At 64.8% G+C, this 22,856-nt stretch carries 2 protein-coding genes (1 of these 2 only partly in view); both read left to right on the top strand.

Annotated elements, in window-relative coordinates:
• On the top strand, positions 1-9,378 hold the end of the coding sequence (locus tag A5740_RS29230; protein ID WP_076197771.1) for a non-ribosomal peptide synthetase. It extends 10,179 nt beyond the left edge of the window; 9,378 of the gene's 19,557 nt are visible here — the last part of the coding sequence; its start codon lies off the left edge, out of view; its stop codon occupies positions 9,376-9,378.
• A complete protein-coding gene (locus tag A5740_RS22585) occupies positions 9,375-22,853 on the top strand; it encodes a non-ribosomal peptide synthetase (protein ID WP_076197769.1) in 13,479 nt (4,492 codons plus the stop codon). Before A5740_RS29230 ends, A5740_RS22585 begins: the two co-directional genes overlap by 4 nt.
• Positions 22,854-22,856: the final 3 nt, after the last annotated feature.

The following is a 22,856-nucleotide window of genomic DNA, read 5'->3' as shown; positions in this document are numbered from 1 at the left end:
CGGCAAGCCGTGGTGGTCGCGCGCGAGGACCGGCCCGGAGACAAGCGGCTCGTCGGTTACGTCACCGGAAACGTGGATCCGGCGTGGGCCCGAGGTGCGCTTACCGAGCGCTTGCCGGCCTACATGGTGCCCTCGGCGGTGGTGGTGCTGGACGCACTCCCGTTGACGGTCAACGGAAAACTCGACAAGCGTGCCCTGCCAGAGCCGGAGTACACCGGCGACGAGTATCGCGCCCCGACCACCGTGATCGAAGAGGTAGTGGCCGGAATCTACGCCGAAGTGCTCGGTTTGGACCGGGTCGGAATCGACGACTCCTTCTTCGATCTGGGCGGCGACTCGCTGTCGGCGATGCGGGTGATCTCCGAGGTCAACAGCTCACTTCAGACAGTCCTGTCGGTACGCACTCTGTTCGATGCACCTACCGTGTCTCAGCTGGCACCCCGCATCGATGCGGGTTCGGGTGGGCGGGCGGAACTGGCCCCGCAGCAACGTCCGTCGGTCCTCCCGCTGTCGTATGCCCAACAGCGACTGTGGTTCCTGGAACAGTTGCAGGGTCCCTCGCCGATTTACAACATGGCGGTGGCCTTGCGGCTGACCGGGGCAGTGGACACTGACGCCCTCCGCCGGTCACTGACCGACGTGGTCTGCCGGCATGAAAGCTTGCGCACCGTCTTCCAGGTGGCCGACGGGGTACCGCAGCAGGTGATCGTTCCGGCCGGACAGGAAGATCCGGGTTGGCAGATCGTCGAGGCCACCGGATGGTCGCCGGATCGACTCGACGAGGCGGTAGGTGCAGCGACCCGGTACTGCTTCGACCTGGCCACCGAGATCCCTTTGCGGGTAACCCTGTTCCGGATTGCCGACGACGAGTACGTGTTGGTTGCAGTGGTACATCACATCGCCGCCGACGGCTGGTCGATCAACCCGTTCGTCGCCGATCTGGGAACGGCCTACGCCAATCGGTGTGCGGGTCGAGCGCCGGACTGGGCGCCGTTGCCGGTGCAGTATGCGGATTACACGCTGTGGCAACAAGAGTGGCTTGGATCGGACACTGATCCGGACAGCGTGATCAGCACCCAGGTCTCCTACTGGGAGGAGGCCTTGGCTGATCTGCCCGAGATCTTGGCGCTGCCGACGGACCGCCCGTATCCGCCGGTTGCGGATTACCGCGGATCGAGTGTGGCCATCGATTGGCCGGCCGATGTGCAGCAGCAGATAGCTCGGGTGGCGCGGGAACACAACGTGACCAGCTTCATGGTGGTACAGACCGCCCTGGCGGTGCTGATGTCGGCACTCAGCGGCAGCAGTGATGTTCCGGTGGGCATCGCGACGGCAGGACGCAACGATCCGGCCCTTGACGAGTTGGTGGGTTTCTTCGTCAACACGTTGGTACTGCGGGTGGATCTGAGCGGCGATCCCACGATCGCCGACGTACTGACGCAGGTACGTCAGCGTGGGCTCGCTGCACTGGAACACCAGGATGTCCCGTTCGAGGTGTTGGTCGAGCGGCTCAACCCGACCCGCAGCCTGACCCATCATCCGCTGGTCCAGGTAATGCTGTCCTGGCAGAACTTTGGCGGCGACCAGGCCTCGACGATGACACTCGGTGACCGTGCCACTCTACTTCCAACCGAAACCCGCACCGCTCGAATGGATCTGGTGTTCGCATTGGCCGAGCGCTACACGGAAGCCGGAGCAGCCGCCGGTATCACCGGGTTGGTGGAGTTCCGTACTGATGTGTTCGATGCGGTCAGTGTCGAGGTGTTGGTTGAGCGGTTGCGGCGGGTGTTGGCGGCGATGACAGCGGACCCGTCGCGGTTGTTGTCGTCGGTGGACGTGGTCGATGCGGCCGAGACGGCGGTCCTGGACGGTCTCGGGCATCGGCAGGTGTTGCCTTCGCCGGTGGTAGAGGCCTCGATTCCGGAGTCGTTCGCGGTTGCGGTGGATCGGTCGCCGGAGGCGGTGGCGGTGCGGTTCGAGGGCACGTCGTGGTCGTACCGCGAGCTGGATGTGGCGTCGAATCGGTTGGCGCACCACCTCATCGGTATGGGTGCTGGAGCTGGACAGTGTGTGGCACTGATGCTGCCGCGTTCGGCGCAGGCGATCGTGTCGATTCTGGCGGTGTTGAAGACTGGGGCGGCTTATCTGCCGATCGATCCGGCTCATCCGGATGCGCGCGTGGAGTTCATGCTGGCCGATGCTGCGCCGGTGGCGGTGCTGAGCAGCGGTGCTCTGGCCGGGCGGGTGGCGTGTTGGGGTGTGCCGGTGATCGAGGTCGACGATTCCCGTTTCGGGGATGGGCCGGCGACGGCGTTACCGGTGCCGGCTGCTGACGATATCGCCCACATCATCTACACGTCGGGGACCACCGGGGTGCCCAAGGGTGTGGCGGTGTCCCATCAGAACGTGACCCGGCTTTTCGATGGCATGGATGTCGGTGTGGTGATGGGCCCGCAGCAGGTGTGGGCGGCGTGTTCCTCACTGGCGTTTGATTATTCGGTCTGGGAGATCTGGGGGGCGCTGCTGCATGGCGGCCGGTTGGTGGTGGTGCCCGAGCAGACCACCCGGTCGGCGCAGGAGTTGCAGGCGCTGCTGGTCGATGAGCGCGTGACGGTGTTGAGTCAGACTCCGTCGGCGGTGGGCATGTTGTCGCCGGTGGGGTTGGAGTCGGTGGCGGCGTTGATGGTGGCTGCCGAGGCGTGTCCGGTCCAAGTGGTGGATCGGTGGGCGCCGGGGCGGGTGATGATCAACGGTTACGGGCCTACCGAGACCACGGTGTATGCCACGGTCAGTGCGCCGTTGCAGCCTGGATGTGCTGAGGTGCCGATTGGTTTGCCGGTTCCGGGTGCGGCGTTGTTTGTCCTGGATCGGTTCCTGCGCCCGGCGCCCCTAGGGGTGATCGGTGAGTTGTATGTGGCCGGTCGTGGGGTCGGGGTGGGTTATGTGCGTCGAGCCGGATTGACCGCCTCGCGTTTTGTGGCGTGTCCGTTCGGGGCGCCTGGTGCGCGGATGTATCGCACCGGGGATCTGGTGTCGTGGGGTGATGATGGTCAATTGCGGTACCGCGGCCGCGCCGATGACCAGGTCAAGATCCGCGGTTACCGCATCGAACTCGGCGAGATCCAGTCGGCTCTGGCAGGTATCGAGGGAATCAACCAGGTCGCGGTAACCGTGCGTGAGGATCGCCCCGGAGATAAGCGCATGGTCGGCTATGTCACCGAGACTGCCTCTGGCACCGTGGATTCCGCCGCGATTCGAGCCGAACTCGGCCGGCGATTGCCGGCCTATATGGTACCTGCTGCGGTGGTGGTGCTCGACGGCCTGCCTCTGACCGTCAACGGCAAACTCGACAACCGTGCCCTACCGGCACCGGAATACGCCGACACCTCTCACTACCGGGCTCCGGTCACAGCTGTGGAAGAGGTCCTCGCCGGTATCTTCGCAGACGTGCTCGGCCTGGATCGAGTCGGCGTCGACGATTCGTTCTTCGAACTGGGCGGCGATTCGTTGTCTGCGATGAGGTTGATCGCGGCAGTGAACACCGCGCTGGACACGGAGTTGGCCGTCCGGACCCTGTTCGACGCCCCCACCGTCGCCGGACTGGCTCCCCGCGTCGACGCAGGGGCAGGCGGGCGGGAGCCGTTGATCCCGCAGCGTCGGCCCGCGGTCATCCCGTTGTCCTATGCCCAGCAACGACTTTGGTTCCTCAACCGATTCGAAGACGGCGCAGCGACGTACAACATGCCGATCGCGTTCCGGATCAACGGTGCGTTGGATGTCGAGGCACTGAGTGCGGCGCTGGACGATGTGATCGCCCGCCACGAGTCCCTGCGCACGGTGTTCGTCGACGTCGACGGAGTGCCATCCCAGCAGGTGATACCGGCACAGGCCGGGATGTGGCGTCGGGGTGGCCCAGCGGCGGTGCCGCTGTCGGCCGACGGTGTCGACGACGCGGTGGCTGCCGAGCTGGTGTCGTTGGCGGGATATCGGTTCGACCTTTCCGCCGAGCCGCCCGTTCGTGCCAAGTTGTGGAAGATCGGGCCAGACAGCTTCGTGCTCGGGATCCTCTTCCACCACATCGCCTTCGACGGCTGGTCCATGGCCCCGATGGTGCGTGACGTAGCCGAGGCATATGTGGCTCGTCACGGCGGACATTCTCCGGATTGGGCACCGCTGCCGGTGCAGTATGCCGACTACACGCTGTGGCAGCGGGATTATCTCGGCGATTTGACGGACGAGCGCAGCCGCATCGCCGGGCAGTTGGCGTACTGGCGCCGCGAACTGGCCGACCTGCCTGAGGTGGTGTCGCTGCCGACGGATCGGCCTCGTCCGCCGGTGCCCAGTTATCGCGGTGAGGGCATCGAGCTGTCTATCAGTCCGGAGCTGTGGGCCGGCCTGAAGGCGGTGGCGACCGAACATCACGCCACCGCGTCGATGGTGCTGCAGGCGCTGGCGGCGGTGGTACTGAATCGAGCCGGTGTCGGTGACGACGTGGCGTTGGGCACGGCCATCGCCGGGCGAACGGATGCCGCACTGAACGATCTGGTCGGGTTCTTCGTCAATACCTGGGTACTGCGGGTGGAAGTGAGACCCGGTTTGCGGTTCACGGACGTGCTGGACCGGGTACGCCGGAAGGCTTTGGATGCCTATGCCAATCAAGACATGCCGTTCGAGTTGTTGGTGGAGCAGCTCAATCCGGCGCGTTCGACGTCGCATCATCCGTTGTTCCAGGTGGCGATGGTGTTCCAGAACAACGTGCTGCCGGAAGTGTCCCTCGACGGCGCCGACATCGAACCAGTATCGGTACTCACCCGAACCGCGAAGTTCGATCTGGATTTCGACATCCGCGAAGTGTCTGGCGACGGTGGACCGATGGCGGCAGGAGTGCTGACCTATGCCACGGATCTGTTTGAGCGGTCCAGCATCGAGCGGCTGGTGAACTGGTTCCAGCGGATGGTCGCAGCGGTCGTGGCCGACCCGTCGATCGTGGTGGGCGAGGTCGGCCTGCTCGACAACGATGAGCGGGAACTGGTGCTGCGCGGGTGGTCTGGCTCGGGAATCGACGCCCCGGTGGCGTTGGGCGATCAGTTGCTCAAAGACGCCGTGGCGACCGCGGCGGGTGCGGTGGCGGTCATCGACGGGTCGCGACAGATGTCCTACCGCGAACTGGATGAGGCGTCCAACCGGTTGGCGCGGGCGCTGATCGACAACGGGGTGGGTCCGGAGCGTGCCGTCGGGGTGGCGATCGGTCGGTCTGCCGAGTTGCTGGTGTCCTGGTGGGCGGTGCTCAAAGCCGGTGGCGTGTACGTTCCCGTGGATCGTGCACATCCGGCTGACCGGGTTGCCACCGTGCTCGACACCGTTGAGGCGGCCTGCGTACTGACCTCGGGGACCGACACCGTAGCCGGTGCCGGCGACCGTTTCGTACTGCGCATCGACGAGTTCGATCTGTCGTACTGGTCGGCCGAGCCGATCACGGACGCTGACCGGTCGGCGCCGGTGAGCGCTGACGACGCGGCCTATGTGATCTTCACTTCTGGCTCCACCGGCACGCCGAAAGGCGTCGCCGTCAGCCATGCCGGCTTGTTGGGGGTTGCCGAGGCGCAACGTGCTCTGTCCGATTCGCGGCGTCCGTCCCGGGTTCTCATGGTGGCAGCACCGACCTTCGACGCCTCGGTCTTCGAGATGATCTGGGCGGCCGGTTGCTCAGCAGCATCGGTCATCGCGGCACCCGACTCCTACGCCGGCGAGGCATTGACGGCCCTGGTGCACGACCAACGCGTCGACGCCGGAGTGATCACCCCGACTGTGCTGGCGACCCTGGACCGCACTCAGTTGGGCGAACGGCTGGACACTTTGCTCACAGCCGGAGAGGCCTGCCCGCCGGAGTTGGTGGCCGTCTGGGCACCGGGTCGGTCGATGTACAACGCCTACGGCCCCACCGAAGCCACGATCTGGTCGACCTGCACGGCACCGTTGACGGCGGGAGGGCCGGTCGACATCGGTGCGCCGATCCCCGGGGTCTGTGCGCTGGTGCTCGACGCTCGGCTACAGCCGGTGCCGGTGGGCGTGGTGGGTGAGCTCTACCTGGTCGGACCGGCGTTGGCGCGGGGTTATGCCGGACGGCCGCACCTCACTGCGGATCGGTTCGTGGCCAACCCGTTCGGCGGGCCGGGCGACCGGATGTACCGTACCGGTGACCTGGTGCGGTGGACCCCGAACGGCGCGATGCAGTACCTCGGTCGAGCTGATGCGCAGGTCAAACTGCGGGGGCAGCGGCTGGAATTGGGCGAGATCGAGAACACTCTGCTGGCCTGTCCACAGGTGAGCCGGGCCGCCGCGACGGTGTGTCGACGAGACTCCGCCGATCATCTGGTCGCCTATGTGGCCCTGGAGCAGATCAGCACGGCCGATCACGATGCCGAAGTCGTCGATCAGTGGCAGCAGATGTACGACGAACTGTACGACGCAGAGACCGAGACGCCGGAGTTCGGCAGCGACTTCCGCGGGTGGAACAGCAGTTATACCGGTGCGGCGATCCCGTTGGCGCAGATGCGGGAGTGGCGGTCGGCCACGGTGGACCGGATCCTGGCGCTGCAACCGCAGCGAGTGCTGGAGATCGGTGCCGGCTCGGGTCTGATCCTGTCTCAGGTGGCTCCGCACTGCGAACAGTATGTGGGCACCGACATGTCGGCCGTCGCCATGGAGACATTGGCGAATTCTCTTGACCAGATGCAGGTTCCGTGGCGGGATCGCGTCCAGCTGTTGGCCCAACCTGCTCATGTGGTCGACGGGCTGCGGGCGAACCACTTCGATACCATCGTCCTCAACTCGGTCATCCAGTACTTCCCCAACGCCGCATATCTGGCCGAGGTCATCGACAAAGCCGTCGAACTCTTGTCTCCCGGTGGCCGGCTGTTCCTCGGCGACGTACGCAACCACAGCCTGCAGGGAGCCTTCCAGACCGGGGTTGCACTGGTCCGCAACGCGAGTGACGATCCCGATGAGATTCGTCAGTGGGTCCAACGGGCGTTGCTCGGTGATCCGGAATTACTCTTGGCGCCAGAGTTTTTCACCACGTGGGTGGCCGAGCATCCGTTGGCGACCGGGTTGGACATCCAGGTCAAGCGCGGCGATGCCGACAACGAGCTGACTCACTACCGCTATGACGTCGTCATCCACAAGGCGCCGGCGCAGGTATGTTCGCCGGCCACGGCGCCCGTCTGGGCTTGGAGCGACTGCGCGGGGTTGAGCGGGCTGCATGTCGAGTTGACGTCGCAGCGTCCGACGATGGTGCGGGTCAGTGAGATTCCCCGGGCCGGCGTGATCACCGATGTGATGATCGAGCAGGCTTTGGCCGCCGGCCACCCGATGGCAGAGGTGACGACGCCTGCTGACCCGGTCACGCCCGAGCAGCTGTACCGATTGGGCGAGGCCGCAGGGTACCGAGTCGCGGTGACCTGGGGTGCCGAGCCGGGCACCGTCGATGCGGTTTTCATTTCAGCGGCATACGCCGCCACCGCCGGGGTGCTCACCGATCTCTACCTGCCGCGGACCGGTAGCCGGCAGCGAAGCTCTTACGCCAACGATCCCGATGCGAACGGCAAGGTCAGCGTGGTACGGCAGTGGCTGGCAGAACGTCTTCCCGAGTACATGGTGCCGAGCCAGATCATGGTGCTCGAAGAGTTCCCGCTGACCACCTCGGGCAAGATCGACCGTAAGGCATTGCCGGAACCGTTATTTGCCGCTACCGCCTTCCGGGCTCCGCAGACACCGATCGAAAAGACCATCGCCCAGGCCTTCGCCGATGTCCTCGGCCTTGAGCAGGTCGGACTCGATGACGACTTCTTCGCCTTGGGTGGAGATTCGTTGACTGCGACCCGGGTCAGTGCGCGGTTGGAGTCGGCGGTGGGCCGCGAGGTGCCGGTGCGGTATCTGTTCGACGCGCCGACCGCCGGAGCCCTCGCCGCATACCTGGATCGGCACCAGAGCGACAAAGCCCGGCCTCCGCTTCGGGTGATGGCACGTCCACCGCACCTGCCACTGTCGTATGCGCAGCAGCGGCTGTGGTTCTTCGATCAGCTGCAGGGGCCGTCACCCGTATACAACATGGCGGTCGCGCTACGGTTGAGCGGCGACCTCGATACCGCTGCGCTGGGACACGCCCTGGCCGACGTGGTCGGCCGCCACGAAAGCCTGCGCACGCTGTTCACCGTGAGCGACGGGCTGCCTCACCAGTCGGTGGTGCCACCGGATCGGGTCCAACTTTGCTGGCAGGTGGTCGACGCCGCCGGTTGGCCGGCCGAACGGCTCGAGCGGGCCATCGGCGAGGTGGCGCGCCACCCGTTCCAACTCGATGCGGAAATACCTTTGAGAGCAACCCTTTTCCAGGTTGGCAAGGAAGAGCATGTGCTGGCGGCGGTGGTGCACCATATCGCCGCCGACGGCTGGTCGATCACCCCGCTGGTGGCTGACCTGGGAGCGGCATATGCCAGCCGGTGTGCGGGTCAGGCGCCAGGCTGGGCGCCGCTGCCGGTGCAGTACGCCGACTACGCCCTGTGGCAGCGCGAGCATCTGGGTGAGCTCACCGACGGTGAAAGCCGGATCGCCTCACAGCTGAACTATTGGCGAGAGGCTCTGGCCGGGCTGCCCGAGCGTCTCCAGCTGCCCACCGACCGTCCCTACCCGACCGTGGCCGATTACCGCGGTGCCAGTGTGGCGGTGGACTGGCCGGCCGAACTGCAGCAACGGATCGCCGTGGTGGCGCGCGAGCACAATGCCACCAGCTTCATGGTGGTCCAGGCTGCGTTGGCCCTGTTGTTGTCGAAGCTCGGAGCCAGTTCGGATGTGGCAGTGGGCATCACGGTCGCCGGGCGTACCGACCCCGCACTGGACGACCTGGTTGGCTTCTTCGTCAACACCCTTGTCCTGCGCGTCGATTTGGGTGGCGACCCGACGGTCGCCGAACTGCTGGAACAGGTACGTCAGCGCGGGCTGGCCGGCCTGGAGCATCAGGACGTGCCGTTCGAGGTGCTCGTCGATCGACTCAAGCCGACCCGGTCCCTGACCCACCACCCGCTGGTGCAGGTGATCTTGTCCTGGCAGAACCTGGCCTGGCAGCACAGCACCGATCCTGCCGCCGGACTGGCCCTGGGCGACGTACGCGTCACTCCGATGATCGCGGCAACCCAGACCGCGCGAACCGATCTCACCTTCGCCTTGGGGGAACGGTGGAGCGTAACCGGTGAACCGGCCGGGATTGGAGGGACGGTGGAGTTTCGTACCGACGTGTTCGACGCGAGAAGCGTTGAGCGGCTGGTTGAACGGTTACGCCGGGTGTTGATGGCGATGACCGCCGAGGTGGAAGGGCTGTCATGACCGCTGATCTGAGTCGGCGGCTGTCGTCGCTGGATTTCCTGGACGAGGACGAGCATGCCGGGCTGTTCGAGCTCGGCAATCGTGCGGTGCTGACCGCGCCGGCGACCGCCGTGCCGATTCCTGCCGTGTTCGCCCAGCAGGTGGCCCGGGCACCGGAGGCAGTTGCAGTTACCTGCGACGGCCGGACGATGACCTACCGCGAACTTGACGAGGCATCGAATCAGTTGGCGCACTTACTGGTCGGGCTGGGCGTCGGCCCCGGCGAATTCGTTGCGTTGTTGCTGGAACATTCTTTACAAGCGATCGTGTCGATCTTGGCGGTGCTGAAGTCCGGGGCGGCTTATCTGCCCATCGACCCGAATCTGCCCGACACGCGCATGACGTTCATGATCGACGATGCCGCGCCAATCGTTGCATTGACCTCTGCTGGGCTGGCGCCGCGGTTGGAGAGCATCGAGTTGGTGGTCATCGATGTCGACGATTTCCGGATCGACAGCTACCCGGTCAGTGGAATATCCGTTGCAGCCCCCGATGATCTCGCCTACGTCATCTACACCTCGGGCACCACCGGCGTTCCGAAAGGCGTGGCGATCACTCATCAGAACGTCACGCAGCTGGTGGAGTCGGTGGATCCGGCATTGGCCGGCCCAGATCATGTCTGGACGCAGTGGCACTCGCTGGTGTTCGACGTCTCGGTGTGGGACATCTTCGGTGCGCTGCTGCACGGCGGTCGGCTGGTGGTGGTGCCCGAGCAGGTGGCCCGCTCGCCCCAGGAACTGCACCATTTGTTGGTCTCCGAACACGTCACGGTGTTGAGTCAGACCCCGTCGGCTGCCGGGATGCTAACACCGGAGGGTTTGGAATCGGTTGCGTTGGTGGTGGCGGGCGAGGCTTGCCCGCCCGAGCTGGTGGACCGGTGGTCGGGTGATCGGTTGACGATCAACGCCTATGGGCCGACTGAGACCACGGTGTATGCCACCATCAGTGCCCCACTGGACCGGACGGGGGCCGCGGCCACCGACATCGTCCCGATCGGTGGACCGGTGCCCGGGGCAGCGCTGTTCGTACTGGACCAATGGTTGTCCCCGGTGCCGGTTGGTGTGGTCGGCGAGTTGTATGTCGCCGGACGCGGCGTCGGAGTCGGTTATGTGCACCGCAGCGGCCTGTCCGCCGCGCGCTTTGTGGCCTGCCCCTTCGGTGGCCCTGGGGCCCGTATGTACCGCACGGGCGACCTGGTGCGATGGGGTGCCGACGGCCAGTTGGAGTACCTGGGCCGGGCCGATGAACAGGTCAAGATCCGGGGGTATCGCATCGAACTCGGCGAGGTGCAATCGGCCCTGGCCGGTCTGCCTGGTGTGGGTCAGGCGGCGGTGATCGCTCGTGAGGACAACCCCGGAGACAAGCGTCTGGTCGGGTACGTCACCGAAACCGCAGCCGGAGCAGTCGATTGTGGGGCGGTCCGTGCCGCGCTGGCCGAGCGGCTGCCGTCCTACATGGTGCCGACAGCTGTGGTGACCCTCGATGCACTTCCGTTGACTGTCAACGGAAAACTGGACAAACGCGCTTTGCCTGCGCCCGATTATGTCGATGCCGATCTCTACCGGGCTCCCAGTTCTGCCGTCGAGGAGATCCTGGTCGGTATCTACGCTGAGGTGCTCGGGCTCAACCGCGTCGGTGTCGACGACTCGTTCTTCGACCTCGGCGGCGACTCGCTGTCGGCGACCCGGGTGGTCAACGCGATCAACACCAGTCTGGATGCCGACGTCGCGGTGCGGGCAGTGTTCGAGTCCCCTACGGTGGCGCAGTTGGCGATGCGGGTCGGCGCCGGTTCGGGTGGGCGTGAACCGTTGGTTGCCGGCGACCGCCCCGCCGTACTTCCGTTGTCCTATGCGCAGCAGCGGCTGTGGTTCCTCGACCAATTGCAGGGCCCGTCAGCCGTTTACAACATGGCGGCAGCACTGCGTATCGACGGGAAACTGGATCCCGACGCTCTCGGACAGGCGTTCGCTGACGTCGTCGGGCGTCAGGAAACTCTGCGTACCTTGTTCTCCGCGGTCGACGGGATACCTCAGCAAGTGGTGCTACCCGCCGAGCAGGTTGACTTCGGCTGGCAGGTCGTCGATGGCCGCGATTGGTCTGCAGGGCAACTGGCAGAGGCGGTCGATCTCGCCCAGGCGCGCACATTCGACTTGGCGGCCGACGTTCCGTTGCGCACCACGCTGTTTCGCATCACCGAGGAAAGTCATGTCCTGGTGGTCGTGGTGCACCACATCGCTGCTGACGGTTGGTCGGTGACCCCGTTGGTCTCGGATCTGCGGTCGGCCTATGTCAGCCGGTGCGCAGGCCATTCACCGGAGTGGGCACCGTTGCCCGTCCAGTACGTGGATTATGCGTTGTGGCAACGCAGCTTCCTCGGCGATCTCGACGACAGCGACAGCCGGATCGCCAGGCAGGCAGCGTATTGGCAAACGCAGCTGGCGGGACTGCCCGAGCGTTTGGAACTGCCGACGGATCGGCCCTACCCGCCGGCGGCCGATTTCCGCGGCGCCACCGTAGAGGTGCAGTGGCCGGCCGAGGTTCAGCGCCAGATCGCACGGGTGGCGCGGGAGCACAATGCGACGAGCTTCATCGTGATGCAGGCCGCCTTGTCCGTACTCCTGGGCAAATTGAGCGCGAGTTCGGATGTAGCCGTGGGCTTTCCGGTCGCCGGCCGTGGGGATCCGGCGCTCGACGGTTTGGTCGGCTTCTTCGTCAACACCTTGGTGTTACGGGTGGATGTCGGTGGCGATCCGACGATTGCCGAGCTGTTGAGCCAGGTTCGTCAGCGCGCCTTGGACGCCTATGAACATCAGGATGTGCCGTTCGAGGTGGTGGTGGATCGGATCAACCCGACCCGTAGCCTGACCCATCATCCGTTGGTCCAGGTGACGCTGGCCTGGCAGAACTTCGCCGAGGACGCAACCGCCGAGGCTGCACTAGGTCAGGCACAGGTGACGGCGCTGCCGGTGGATACCCGCACGGCCCGAATGGATCTGGTCTTCTCTTTGGGGGAGCGCTTCGACGAGGCCGGAGAGCCTGCGGGTATCGCGGGCAAGGTCGAATTCCGTACCGATGTGTTCGACGCGGCCGGTATCGAGGTGCTGGTTGGACGGCTACAGCGGGTGGTTACCGCGATGACGGCCGATGCCGGCCGACGGCTGTCGTCGGTCGACCTGCTCGACGAGTCTGATCAGGTGCGGCTGGATGCGGTCAGTAACCGGGCGGTGCTGGTGACACCGATGCAGCCGGCATCGGTTCCAGCCGTGTACGCCCGGCAGGTCGCCAAGGCCCCCGGGGCGCTCGCGGTGACGTTTGCCGGGCACTCGATGACCTACCGGGAACTGGATGAGGCGTCAGACCGATTGGCGCACGAACTGATCGAACACGGTGCCGGGCCCGGTAATTGCGTAGCCGTGCTCTTGGAGCGATCTGACAAGGCGGTTGTGTCGATCCTCGCGGTGCTGAAGTCTGGTGCGGCCTACCTGCCGATCGATCCGATGCATCCCGACGCCCGCATCGAATTCGTGCTCGCTGATGCTGCGCCGATTGCGGTGATCACCAACAGTGGATTGGCCGACCGCTTGCTCGGCCACGGCGTGCCGGTCATCGACGTCGACAATCCCAGAATCGATTCGAGGTCGAGCGCCACCTTACCGGCGCCGTCACCCGACGACGTCGCCTACGTCATCTACACCTCCGGCACCACCGGTGTGCCGAAGGGAGTGGCCATCACCCACCACAACATCACCCAACTGATGCTGTCCGGACTTCGTGTACCTCTGGGCGGCGCCTGGCCCCTGTGCCATTCTCTGGCGTTCGATGTTTCGGCGTGGGAGACCTGGGGCACGCTCTTGCACGGTGGTCGGTTGGTCGTGGTACCCGAGTCGGTGGTGGCCTCCGCGGAGGATTTCCACGATCTTCTGGTGGCCGAAAGAATCAGCGTATTGACCCAGACACCTTCGGCGGCGGCCATGCTTTCGACCGAAGGCCTGGAGTCGACGGCTTTGATGGTGGCCGGTGAGGCATGTGCGCCCGAGGTGGTGGATCGGTGGGCACCGGGCCGGGTGATGGTCAACGCCTACGGCCCGACTGAAACAACTATGGGCGTGACCATGAGTGCCCCGCTGGTGCCCGGATCCGGTGTGGTGCCGATCGGTGTGCCGGTGTCGACGGCGGCGTTGTTCGTGCTCGATCAGTGGTTGCGTCCGGTGCCGACAGGAGTGGTGGGCGAACTGTATGTGGCGGGCCATGGGGTCGGTGTCGGCTATGTGCGTCGCAGTCCTCTGACCGCGTCGCGGTTTGTGGCGTGTCCGTTCGGTGGGCCGGGGATGCGGATGTATCGCACCGGGGATGTGGTGCGGTGGGGTGCTGATGGGCAGTTGCAGTATCTGGGTCGGGCTGATGAGCAGGTCAAGATTCGTGGGTATCGCATCGAGTTGGGGGAGATACAAGCAGTTTTGGCCGGTATGACTGGGGTGGGCCAGGCTGCGGTGATCGTGCGTGAGGACCGGCCGGGCGACACGCGACTGGTTGGTTACGTTACCGAAACAACCAGCGTCACCGTTGATCTCAGTGACGTGCGGACTCGCCTGGCGCAGCGGTTGCCAGGTTATATGGTCCCTGCGGCTGTGATGGTGTTGGAGGCGTTGCCGTTGACGGTGAACGGCAAGCTGGACAAGCAAGCATTGCCCGCACCGGATTACTCCGACAGTGATCGCTATCGGGCGCCGACCACCGCGGTGGAGGAGATTCTGGTCGGCATCTATGCACAGGTGCTCGGACTGCCGCGGGTCGGGATCGACGATTCATTCTTCGAACTGGGTGGAGATTCCCTGTCGGCCATGCGGTTGATTGCCGCGATCAATACCAGCCTGGATGCAGAGTTGGCGGTACGCACCCTGTTCGATGCACCCACCGTCGCCGGGTTGGCACCGCGGATCGGCACCGGCTCGGGCGGGTTGCCGGCATTGACGGCCCAGCAGCGGCCGGCGGTGGTACCGCTGTCGTATGCCCAGAACCGGATGTGGTTCATCAACCGCCTCGAGGGCGAGGTGGCCACATACAACATGCCCACCGCCTACCGGATTACCGGTGCGTTGGACTGTGAAGCGTTGCGGGCGGCGCTGGTCGACGTCATCGGCCGACATGAGAGTTTGCGCACGCGGTTCCCGGCGGTCGACGGCGTACCGCGACAGGTCGTGGTGGATGTCGAGAACGCAGATTTCGGCTGGCGGGTCATCGACGCGCAGGACTGGCCGGTCGAACGATTGACCGAGTCGGTGAGCGCCGAGGTCGGCCACACCTTCGACCTGGCCGTCGAGATCCCGCTGCGGGCCACCTTGTTCCGGCTGGACGAGAACGAGCATGTGCTGGTGGCCGTTGTGCACCATATCGCTGCGGACGGCTGGTCGATCGGCCCGCTGGCGCGTGATCTGGGAATGGCGTATGCCGCCCGTTGCGTCGGCCACGCCCCGGCCTGGTCTCCGTTGCCGGTGCAATATGTGGACTACACGCTGTGGCAGCGTGCGCATCTCGGAGACCTCACCGACGTCGAGAGCCCGATAGCTGCCCAGGTGACTTACTGGGAACAGCAGTTGTCCGGGCTCCCCGAACTGCTGGAGCTGCCGACGGACCGCCCGTATCCGCCGGTTGCCGATTACCGGGGCGCGAGCGTGGCCATCGATTGGCCGGCCGAGGTGCAGCAGCAGATCGCTCGGGTGGCGCGGGAACACAACGCGACCAGCTTCATGGTGGTGCAAGCTGCGTTGGCGCTGATGCTGGGCCAGCTGAGCGCCAGTACCGATGTGGCAGTCGGCTTTCCGATTGCCGGGAGGCGTGACCCGGCACTGGACGAGTTGGTCGGCTTCTTCGTCAACACGCTGGTTCTGCGGGTGGATTTGGGCGGGGATCCCACGATCGCCGAATTGCTGGCGCAGGTGCGCGCCACCACCTTGGAAGCCTACGAGAATCAAGATGTGCCGTTCGAAGTGCTGGTAGAGCGGCTCAATCCGACTCGGAGTCTGACCCATCATCCCCTGATCCAGACAATGTTCGCTTGGCAGAACTTCCCCGGCCTGGACAACGACCCCTCGGCGTCGCTCGCCCTCGGAGACGTGCAAGCGACACCGTTGAGTGCGGAAACCAGCTCTGCGCGTATGGATCTGGTGTTCTTCCTACGGGAACACTGGGCGCCGGATGGCGCCTCGGCGGGCATATGGGGAACGGTGGAGTTCCGTACTGATGTGTTCGATGAGGCGAGCATCGAAGCCTTGGTCGAACGGCTGCAGAAGGTCCTGATGGCGATGACTGCCGACCCAACCCGGGCATTTTCATCGGTGGATGTGCTCGATGTCGCAGAGTCCGCCCGGATCGACGGTTTCAGTCGTCGCGGTTGTCTGACCGACTCGGTGACAGAGTACGCAATTCCGGAGGTGTTCACCCGGCAGGTGCTCCGATCCCCTGAGTCCGTGGCGGTGCGGTTCGAGGGCCGGTCGTGGACGTACCGAGAATTGGATGAGGCGTCGAATCGGTTGGCACACTTGTTGGTCGATGAAGGCGTGGGCCCCGGTCAGTATGTGGCGTTGTTGTTGAACCGGTCCGCCCGAGCAATCGTGTCGATTCTGGCGGTCCTCAAAACGGGGTCCGCCTATCTGCCGATCGATCCGGCGCATCCTGAGGCTCGGGTCCAATTCATGCTTGAGGACTGCGGGCCTGTCGTGGCGATCACGACCGACGGTTACGCCGAGCGATTCGACGGCTGCGATCTCACGGTCGTCGACGTCGACGATCCGCGCATCGATGGGCAGCCGTCGACTGCGTTGCCTCCTCCGGCGCCGGACGATGTGGCCTATGTGATCTATACCTCGGGCACCACTGGGCGCCCGAAAGGTGTTGCGGTCACGCACCAGAATGTGACCCGGCTCTTCGACGGTCACTTTGAGGGCTTGGAGATGGGCCCACATCAGGTCTGGTCCGCCTGTTCGTCTTTGGCGTTCGACTACTCGGTGTGGGAGATCTGGGGTGCGCTGTTGCACGGAGGCCGGTTGGTGGTGGTGCCGGAGCAGGTGACACGCTCGCCACAGGACCTGCACGCGTTGGTGGTCGACGAGCATGTCACGGTGCTTTGCCAGACCCCATCGGCGGTCGGAATGCTCTCACCGGCCGGCCTTGAGGCGGTGACTTTGATCGTGTCTGCCGAGGCCTGCCCGATCGATGTGGTGGATCGTTGGGCACCTGACCGCGTGATGCTCAACGGTTGTGGCCCGACCGAGACCACGGTGTACGCCACGATGAGCGTTCCGTTGCAGGCCGGCAGTACGGTGGTGCCGATCGGTCTGCCGGTGCCGGGTGCGGCGTTGTTCGTGCTCGACCGGTTCCTGCGTCCGGTGCCGCCAGGAGTCGTCGGCGAGTTGTATGTTGCCGGGCGCGGGGTCGGGGTGGGCTATGTACGCCGCGCGGGATTGACCGCCTCGCGATTCGTCGCCTGTCCCTTCGGCAATGTGGGAAGGCGCATGTATCGCACCGGTGATCTGGTGTCGTGGGGTCCGGACGGCCAGTTGCGGTATGGCGGGCGCGCCGACGAGCAGGTGAAGATCCGCGGTTATCGCATCGAATTGGGTGAAATCACGGCCGTACTCGCTGCCGACCCGCGGGTTTCTCAGGCGGTCACCGTAGCCCACACGTCCGCACCGACGACAGGTGACGGCACCGGTGACAAGCACTTGGTGAGTTACGTCGTCCTGGACAAAGAGATGATGTTGGTCCGTGAACCGGCGCGCGAATCGGCGTTGGTCGAACAGTGGCAAGGCGTATACGGCGGCCTGTACACAGGCGAATCTTTCACCGAGGGCGCCCCGAGCGAGTTGGGTGAAGATTTCGGAGGTTGGAACAGCAGTTATACCGGAGAACCGATCCCGCTGGACCAGATGCGCGATTGGCGTTCGGACACGGTGAACCGGATTCTGGCCCTGCGACCACAACGGGTGTTGGAGATCGGCGTTGGCTCGGGCCTTCTCCTCACGCAGGTGGCACCTGAATGTGTCGAGTACTGGGGCACCGACTTTTCCGCACCGACGATTCAGTCGTTGCAGGCCGGGGTGAGCGGCCGGCACTGGGGGAATCGGGTGCGGCTACGGGTGCAGCCGGCCGACGTCGCTGATGGTCTGCCAACAGGGTATTTCGATGTGGTGGTGCTCAATTCGGTCATCCAGTACTTTCCCAGTGCCGGGTACCTGTTGGACGTGCTGGCCGTTGCCATGCGGTCACTGGCGCCCGGTGGAGCGCTGTTCCTCGGCGACGTACGCAACCTGTCGTTATTACGCGCGTTCACCGCAGGCGTCGTGTGCGCCGACAGCAGCTGCGACGAAGACGCGGCCACGGTGGCCGAGCGAGTTCGCCGGGAGATGCTCGCCGAGCAGGAACTGCTGTTGGCCCCGGAGTTCTTCGTGGCGCTGCCTCAACACCTGCCCGACATCGCGGCGGTCGAACTCCAGCTGAAGGAGATGCGTGCGGTCAACGAACTGAGTCGGTACCGCTACGAGGTGGTGCTGCGTAAAACGCCTGCGCGGGTGTACTCGGTCGCGCACTTGCCGTCCCAACCCTGGCAACGTTTCGGCAGCCTGGGTGAGCTGGAGCGTTATCTGCGCGATCAACAGCTGCCGGAGCTACGCGTCACGGGCGTGCCCTACGCCGGGATCTGGTCAGACGTGGCGATGGCGCAGGCACTGTCCGAAACCGGAGAACGACTCACCATCGGCGAATTGCGCTCGGGCACACAATCTTGTGATGATGCGGTGTTGCCGCACGAGTGCCACCGGCTGGGCCGAGAACTGGGCTACCGCACGGCTGTGACATGGTCGCCGACCGACGGCCTGGTCGATATCGTCCTCACCCGCGCCGTGGCGGGCGTCGACGCACCCACGTTGGCAGACGTCTACCGGCCGCAGTCCGCGGTGGGGTCGCTTGCCGGGTATGTCAACGATCCGGCAGCGATCGAGCGGGTGACCGAGTTGCGATCCTTCGCCAGTGGCCGATTGCCCGACTACATGGTGCCTGCGGCGATCATGGTGTTGGACTCGCTGCCGCTGACGGTCAACGGCAAACTCGACCGGCGTGCGCTGCCGGCCCCCGAATTCAGCAGCGGGATGGCCTATCGGACGCCGCGGGACGAGCGTGAACGGTTGTTGGCGTCGTTGTTCGGTGAGGTTCTCGGGATGAACCGGGTGGGAATCGATGACAGCTTCTTCGACCTGGGCGGGCATTCGCTGTCTGCCACCCGGCTGATCGCTCGGGCCCGACTGGAACTCGGCGTCGACGTCCCGATCAAGGCATTGTTCGACGCGCCGAGTGTCGCCGCACTGGCCGAGTGGATTCGCCTTCATCCGGCGGAGCATGCCGGACCACCGTTACGTGCCTACGCGCGACCGCCGGTCGTGCCGTTGTCCTACGCCCAGCAGCGCCTCTGGTTCCTGGACCAATTGCAGGGGCCTTCACCGGTTTACAACATGCCCGCCGCGTACCGGATCAGGGGCGCGTTGGACACCGAGGCGTTGGGGTGCGCACTGCTTGATGTGGCGAACCGTCACGAGAGCTTGCGCACGGTGTTCGCCGCGCCCGACGGTGTTCCGCAACAGGTGGTGCTTCCCGTCGACCGAGTCGACCTCAACTGGCGGGTTGTCGACGCCGAAGGCTGGCCGATCGAACGGCTGACCGCGGCGGTCAGTGCCGAGGTTGGGCACAGCTTCGACCTGGCAACCGAGATACCGCTGCGGGCAATGCTTCTCCGCACGGGAACTGACGAATATGCCCTGACGGTGGTGGTGCACCACATCGCTGCCGACGGATCGTCGATCCGGCCGTTGATGCGCGATATCGGAGTGGCATACGCGAGCCGCTGTGCCGGGCTGGCTCCGGAGTGGGAACCGCTGCCGGTGCAGTACGTCGATTACACCCTCTGGCAGCGTGAGCATCTCGGTGACCTGGCCGACGCCGACAGCGTCATCTCCGGGCAGTTGGCGTATTGGGACAAGGCACTGGCAGGGCTACCCGAGCGGCTCGAATTGCCAACGGATCGGGCCTATCCGCAGGTGGCCGACCATCAGGGCGCGAGTGTGGAAGTGGACTGGCCGGCGGAGTTGCAACTGGGGATAGCGCAACTGGCTCAGCAGCATGACGCCACCAGTTTCATGGTGATGCAGGCGGCTTTGGCGATGCTGTTGTCGAAGCTGAGTGCCAGCAGCGATGTGGCAGTGGGATTCCCGATCGCCGGACGGCGAGACCCGGCATTGGAGGATCTGGTCGGCTTCTTCGTCAATACCCTGGTTCTGCGGGTGGATCTGGGCGGTAATCCGACCGTGGCCGCGTTGCTCGAACAGGTACGCGCCCGCAGCCTGGCGGCCTACGAGCATCAGGATGTTCCCTTCGAGGTCCTGGTCGATCGGCTGAACCCGAGCCGCAGCCTCTCCCACCATCCGCTGATCCAGGTGCTGTTCGCCTGGCAGAACTTCGCCGTGAGGGACGGAGTTGAGTCCGCTTCCACGTCGCTACTGAGCGATGTACAAATCAGCCCGTTGTCGTCCGATACCCATTCCGCGCGGATGGATCTGGCATTCTCTCTCGAAGAACGATTCAGCCGGACCGGTGAGCCTGCGGGGATCGGCGGGATGGTCGAGTTTCGCACCGATGTGTTCGACGCGGCCAGCATCCAGATCCTCATCGATCGGCTGCAGCGCGTGGTGCAGGCGTTGATCGCCGATCCGAATCGTTCCGTGTCGTCGGTGGACCTGCTCAATGGTTCCGAACGTGCCTTCATCGAAGCGGTCGGGAATTGGACGGCGTTGACCGAGCCGGTGACGCCGACATCGGTACCGACGCTGTTCGCCCGGCAGGTCGCTGACTCTCGAGAGGCCACAGCGCTGAGTTTCACGGGTGGCTCGATGTCCTACGGCGAGTTGGACGAAGCTTCGAATCGTTTGGCTCACCTGCTGATTGACCGAGGTGTGGGGCCGGGCATGTGCGTGGCACTGCTGTTCAGTCGCAGTGCCGAGGCGATTGTTGCGATGCTGGCGGTACTCAAAACGGGAGCGACATATCTGGCGATCGATCCGGTGCTGCCGGAGGCGCGGGTGCAGTTCATGATCGGCGACTCCGCGCCGGTGATGGCGATCACCACCGGGGTATCGACCGGCCGACTGGCGGCATTCGATCTGCCGGTCATCGACATCTGCGGCGCGGAGATCAACGGCTACCCGACCACGTCGGTACCGCCGCCGTCGGCTACGGATATCGCTTACGTGATCTATACGTCCGGCACCACCGGCACACCCAAGGGCGTGGCCATAACCCACCACAGCCTGGCTCATCTGGCCGCATCGATGCCGACCGGACTGCCGGCGAAGCAGGTCTGGACACAGTGCCATTCGTACGCCTTCGATTTCTCCGTATGGGAAATCTGGGCTGCGCTCCTCACCGGTGGTCGGCTGGTCGTGGTGCCTGAAGATGTGGCCACCTCGCCCGCAGAATTCCATGACTTCCTCGTGGCGCAGCAGGTCAACGTGTTGACCCAAACCCCGTCCGCGGTGGCGGCGCTCGCGCCGGAAGGTTTGGAGTCGGTCGCGTTGTTGCTCGGCGGTGAAGCCTGCTCGTCCGACGTGGTGGATCGGTGGGCGCCGGACCGAGTCGTGATCAACGCCTATGGGCCGACCGAGGCGACGGTGTATGCATCGATGAGCGCTCCGCTGGTGCCCGCGTCGGGTGTGGTGCCGATCGGTGCTCCGGTGTCGACGACGGCGTTGTTCGTGCTGGACCAGTGGTTGCGTCCGGTGCCTGCGGGGGTGACGGGTGAGTTGTACGTGGCAGGTCGCGGAGTGGCCTGTGGGTACCTCGGGCGGTCGGATCTGACGGGATCGCGGTTTGTGGCGTGTCCGTTCGGTGGGCCGGGGATGCGGATGTATCGCACCGGGGATGTGGTGCGGTGGGGTGCTGATGGGCAGTTGCAGTATCTGGGTCGGGCTGATGAGCAGGTCAAGATTCGTGGGTATCGCATCGAGTTGGGGGAGATACAAGCAGTTTTGGCCGGTATGGCTGGGGTGGGGCAGGCTGCGGTGATCGTGCGTGAGGACCGGCCGGGTGACAAGCGACTGGTCGCCTATGTCACCGAAACCAACAGCGGCACAGTTGATCCGGAGCGACTGAGGGCGGACTTGGCAGAACGCCTGCCCGCCTATCTGGTTCCGGCCGCGGTTGTGGTCGTGAATGCGCTGCCGCTGACGTCTAGCGGAAAGCTCGATACCAGGGCATTACCCACGCCGGAATATCGCGTGGGCGCCTATCAGGCACCGGGAACCCCCACAGAGCAGATCCTGGCCGGCGTCTACACGGAGGTGCTCGGGTTGGAGCGCGTCAGCATCGACGATTCCTTCTTCGACCTGGGGGGCGATTCGCTGTCAGCCATGCGAGCGGTCGCCGCGATCAACAAAGCTCTGGATACTCAGCTGGCGGTGCGCGTCATGTTCGACGCACCCTCGGTGCGTAGCCTGGCGCGGCAGGTGGGACGAGCCGACAGCGAGCAGGAAGTGGTGCCGGTCGATGTGCTCAAGAACGGTGCAGGCGTGCCGTTGTGGTGCATCCACGACGGCTTCGGCTTGAGCTGGTCTTATCGAGCGCTCGGTGAATATCTGGAGGGCCCGATCACCGGTCTCAACCAGATTCCCCAAACGCATGAGGCCGAGCCGGTGACGATCCGCAACATGGCAGAAAGCTATGCCGACCGGCTACAAGCCCTCTGTCCAGAGGGCCCGTACAAGATTCTCGGCTGGTCCTTTGGAGGCGTTGTCGCACATGAGGTGGCCATCGAGCTCCAGCGCCGCGGCTGCGAGGTGCAACGCTTGATCCTGATGGATGCGGCCCTCAACATGAACAAAGCGCGAGGTTTGCGGGCCCGCGCTTATCGCACGGTGGCGAAGAACGCTGCGCTGGCCGAGGGCTTGGTACTGGAATATATGTTGGGATCCAACCACATTGACGTCCCAACGCATCGGCGGCCACTCCGTTACCGACGGGTCGAGAAAATCGCAGAGCAAAACAAGGAGTCGGGATTCGTCCCACCGGCCAAGGCGCTGGTCGAGTTCATGGTCAAGAGCCTCAACGCGAACCAGCTACGACTGTTGGAACATGAACCCGAGATTTTCGACGGCGACGTCGTGATCTTCTCGGCTTCGAGTCATCAACCGGGCGATAATGCGGGCACGACGATCCGGTCTCGGTGGCGCAGAATGCGCAATCGCGCAGCCATTCGATCGCACCTGCAGAGTTGGCGGCCGTTCATCACCGGCAACATCACGGCGCATTCGGTCGACTGCACCCACTATGAGATGCTCACCGCAGCGTCGCTAAGTCAGTACGGTAACCTGCTCAAGCTCTCGCTGGAGAACGCTTAGGGC

The organism is Mycobacterium sp. GA-1841 (genome assembly GCF_001954135.1).
In the GTDB taxonomy this organism is placed as follows: domain Bacteria; phylum Actinomycetota; class Actinomycetes; order Mycobacteriales; family Mycobacteriaceae; genus Mycobacterium.
The sequence above is the reverse complement of the archived record's forward strand: the minus strand, read 5'-3'. Positions and strand labels throughout refer to the sequence as shown.

What these genes read in the sequence shown, in the direction of transcription:
- A5740_RS22585 (WP_076197769.1), top strand. Translation starts at nt 9,375, where the DNA reads ATGACCGCTGATCTGAGTCGGCGGCTGTCGTCGCTGGATTTCCTGGAC.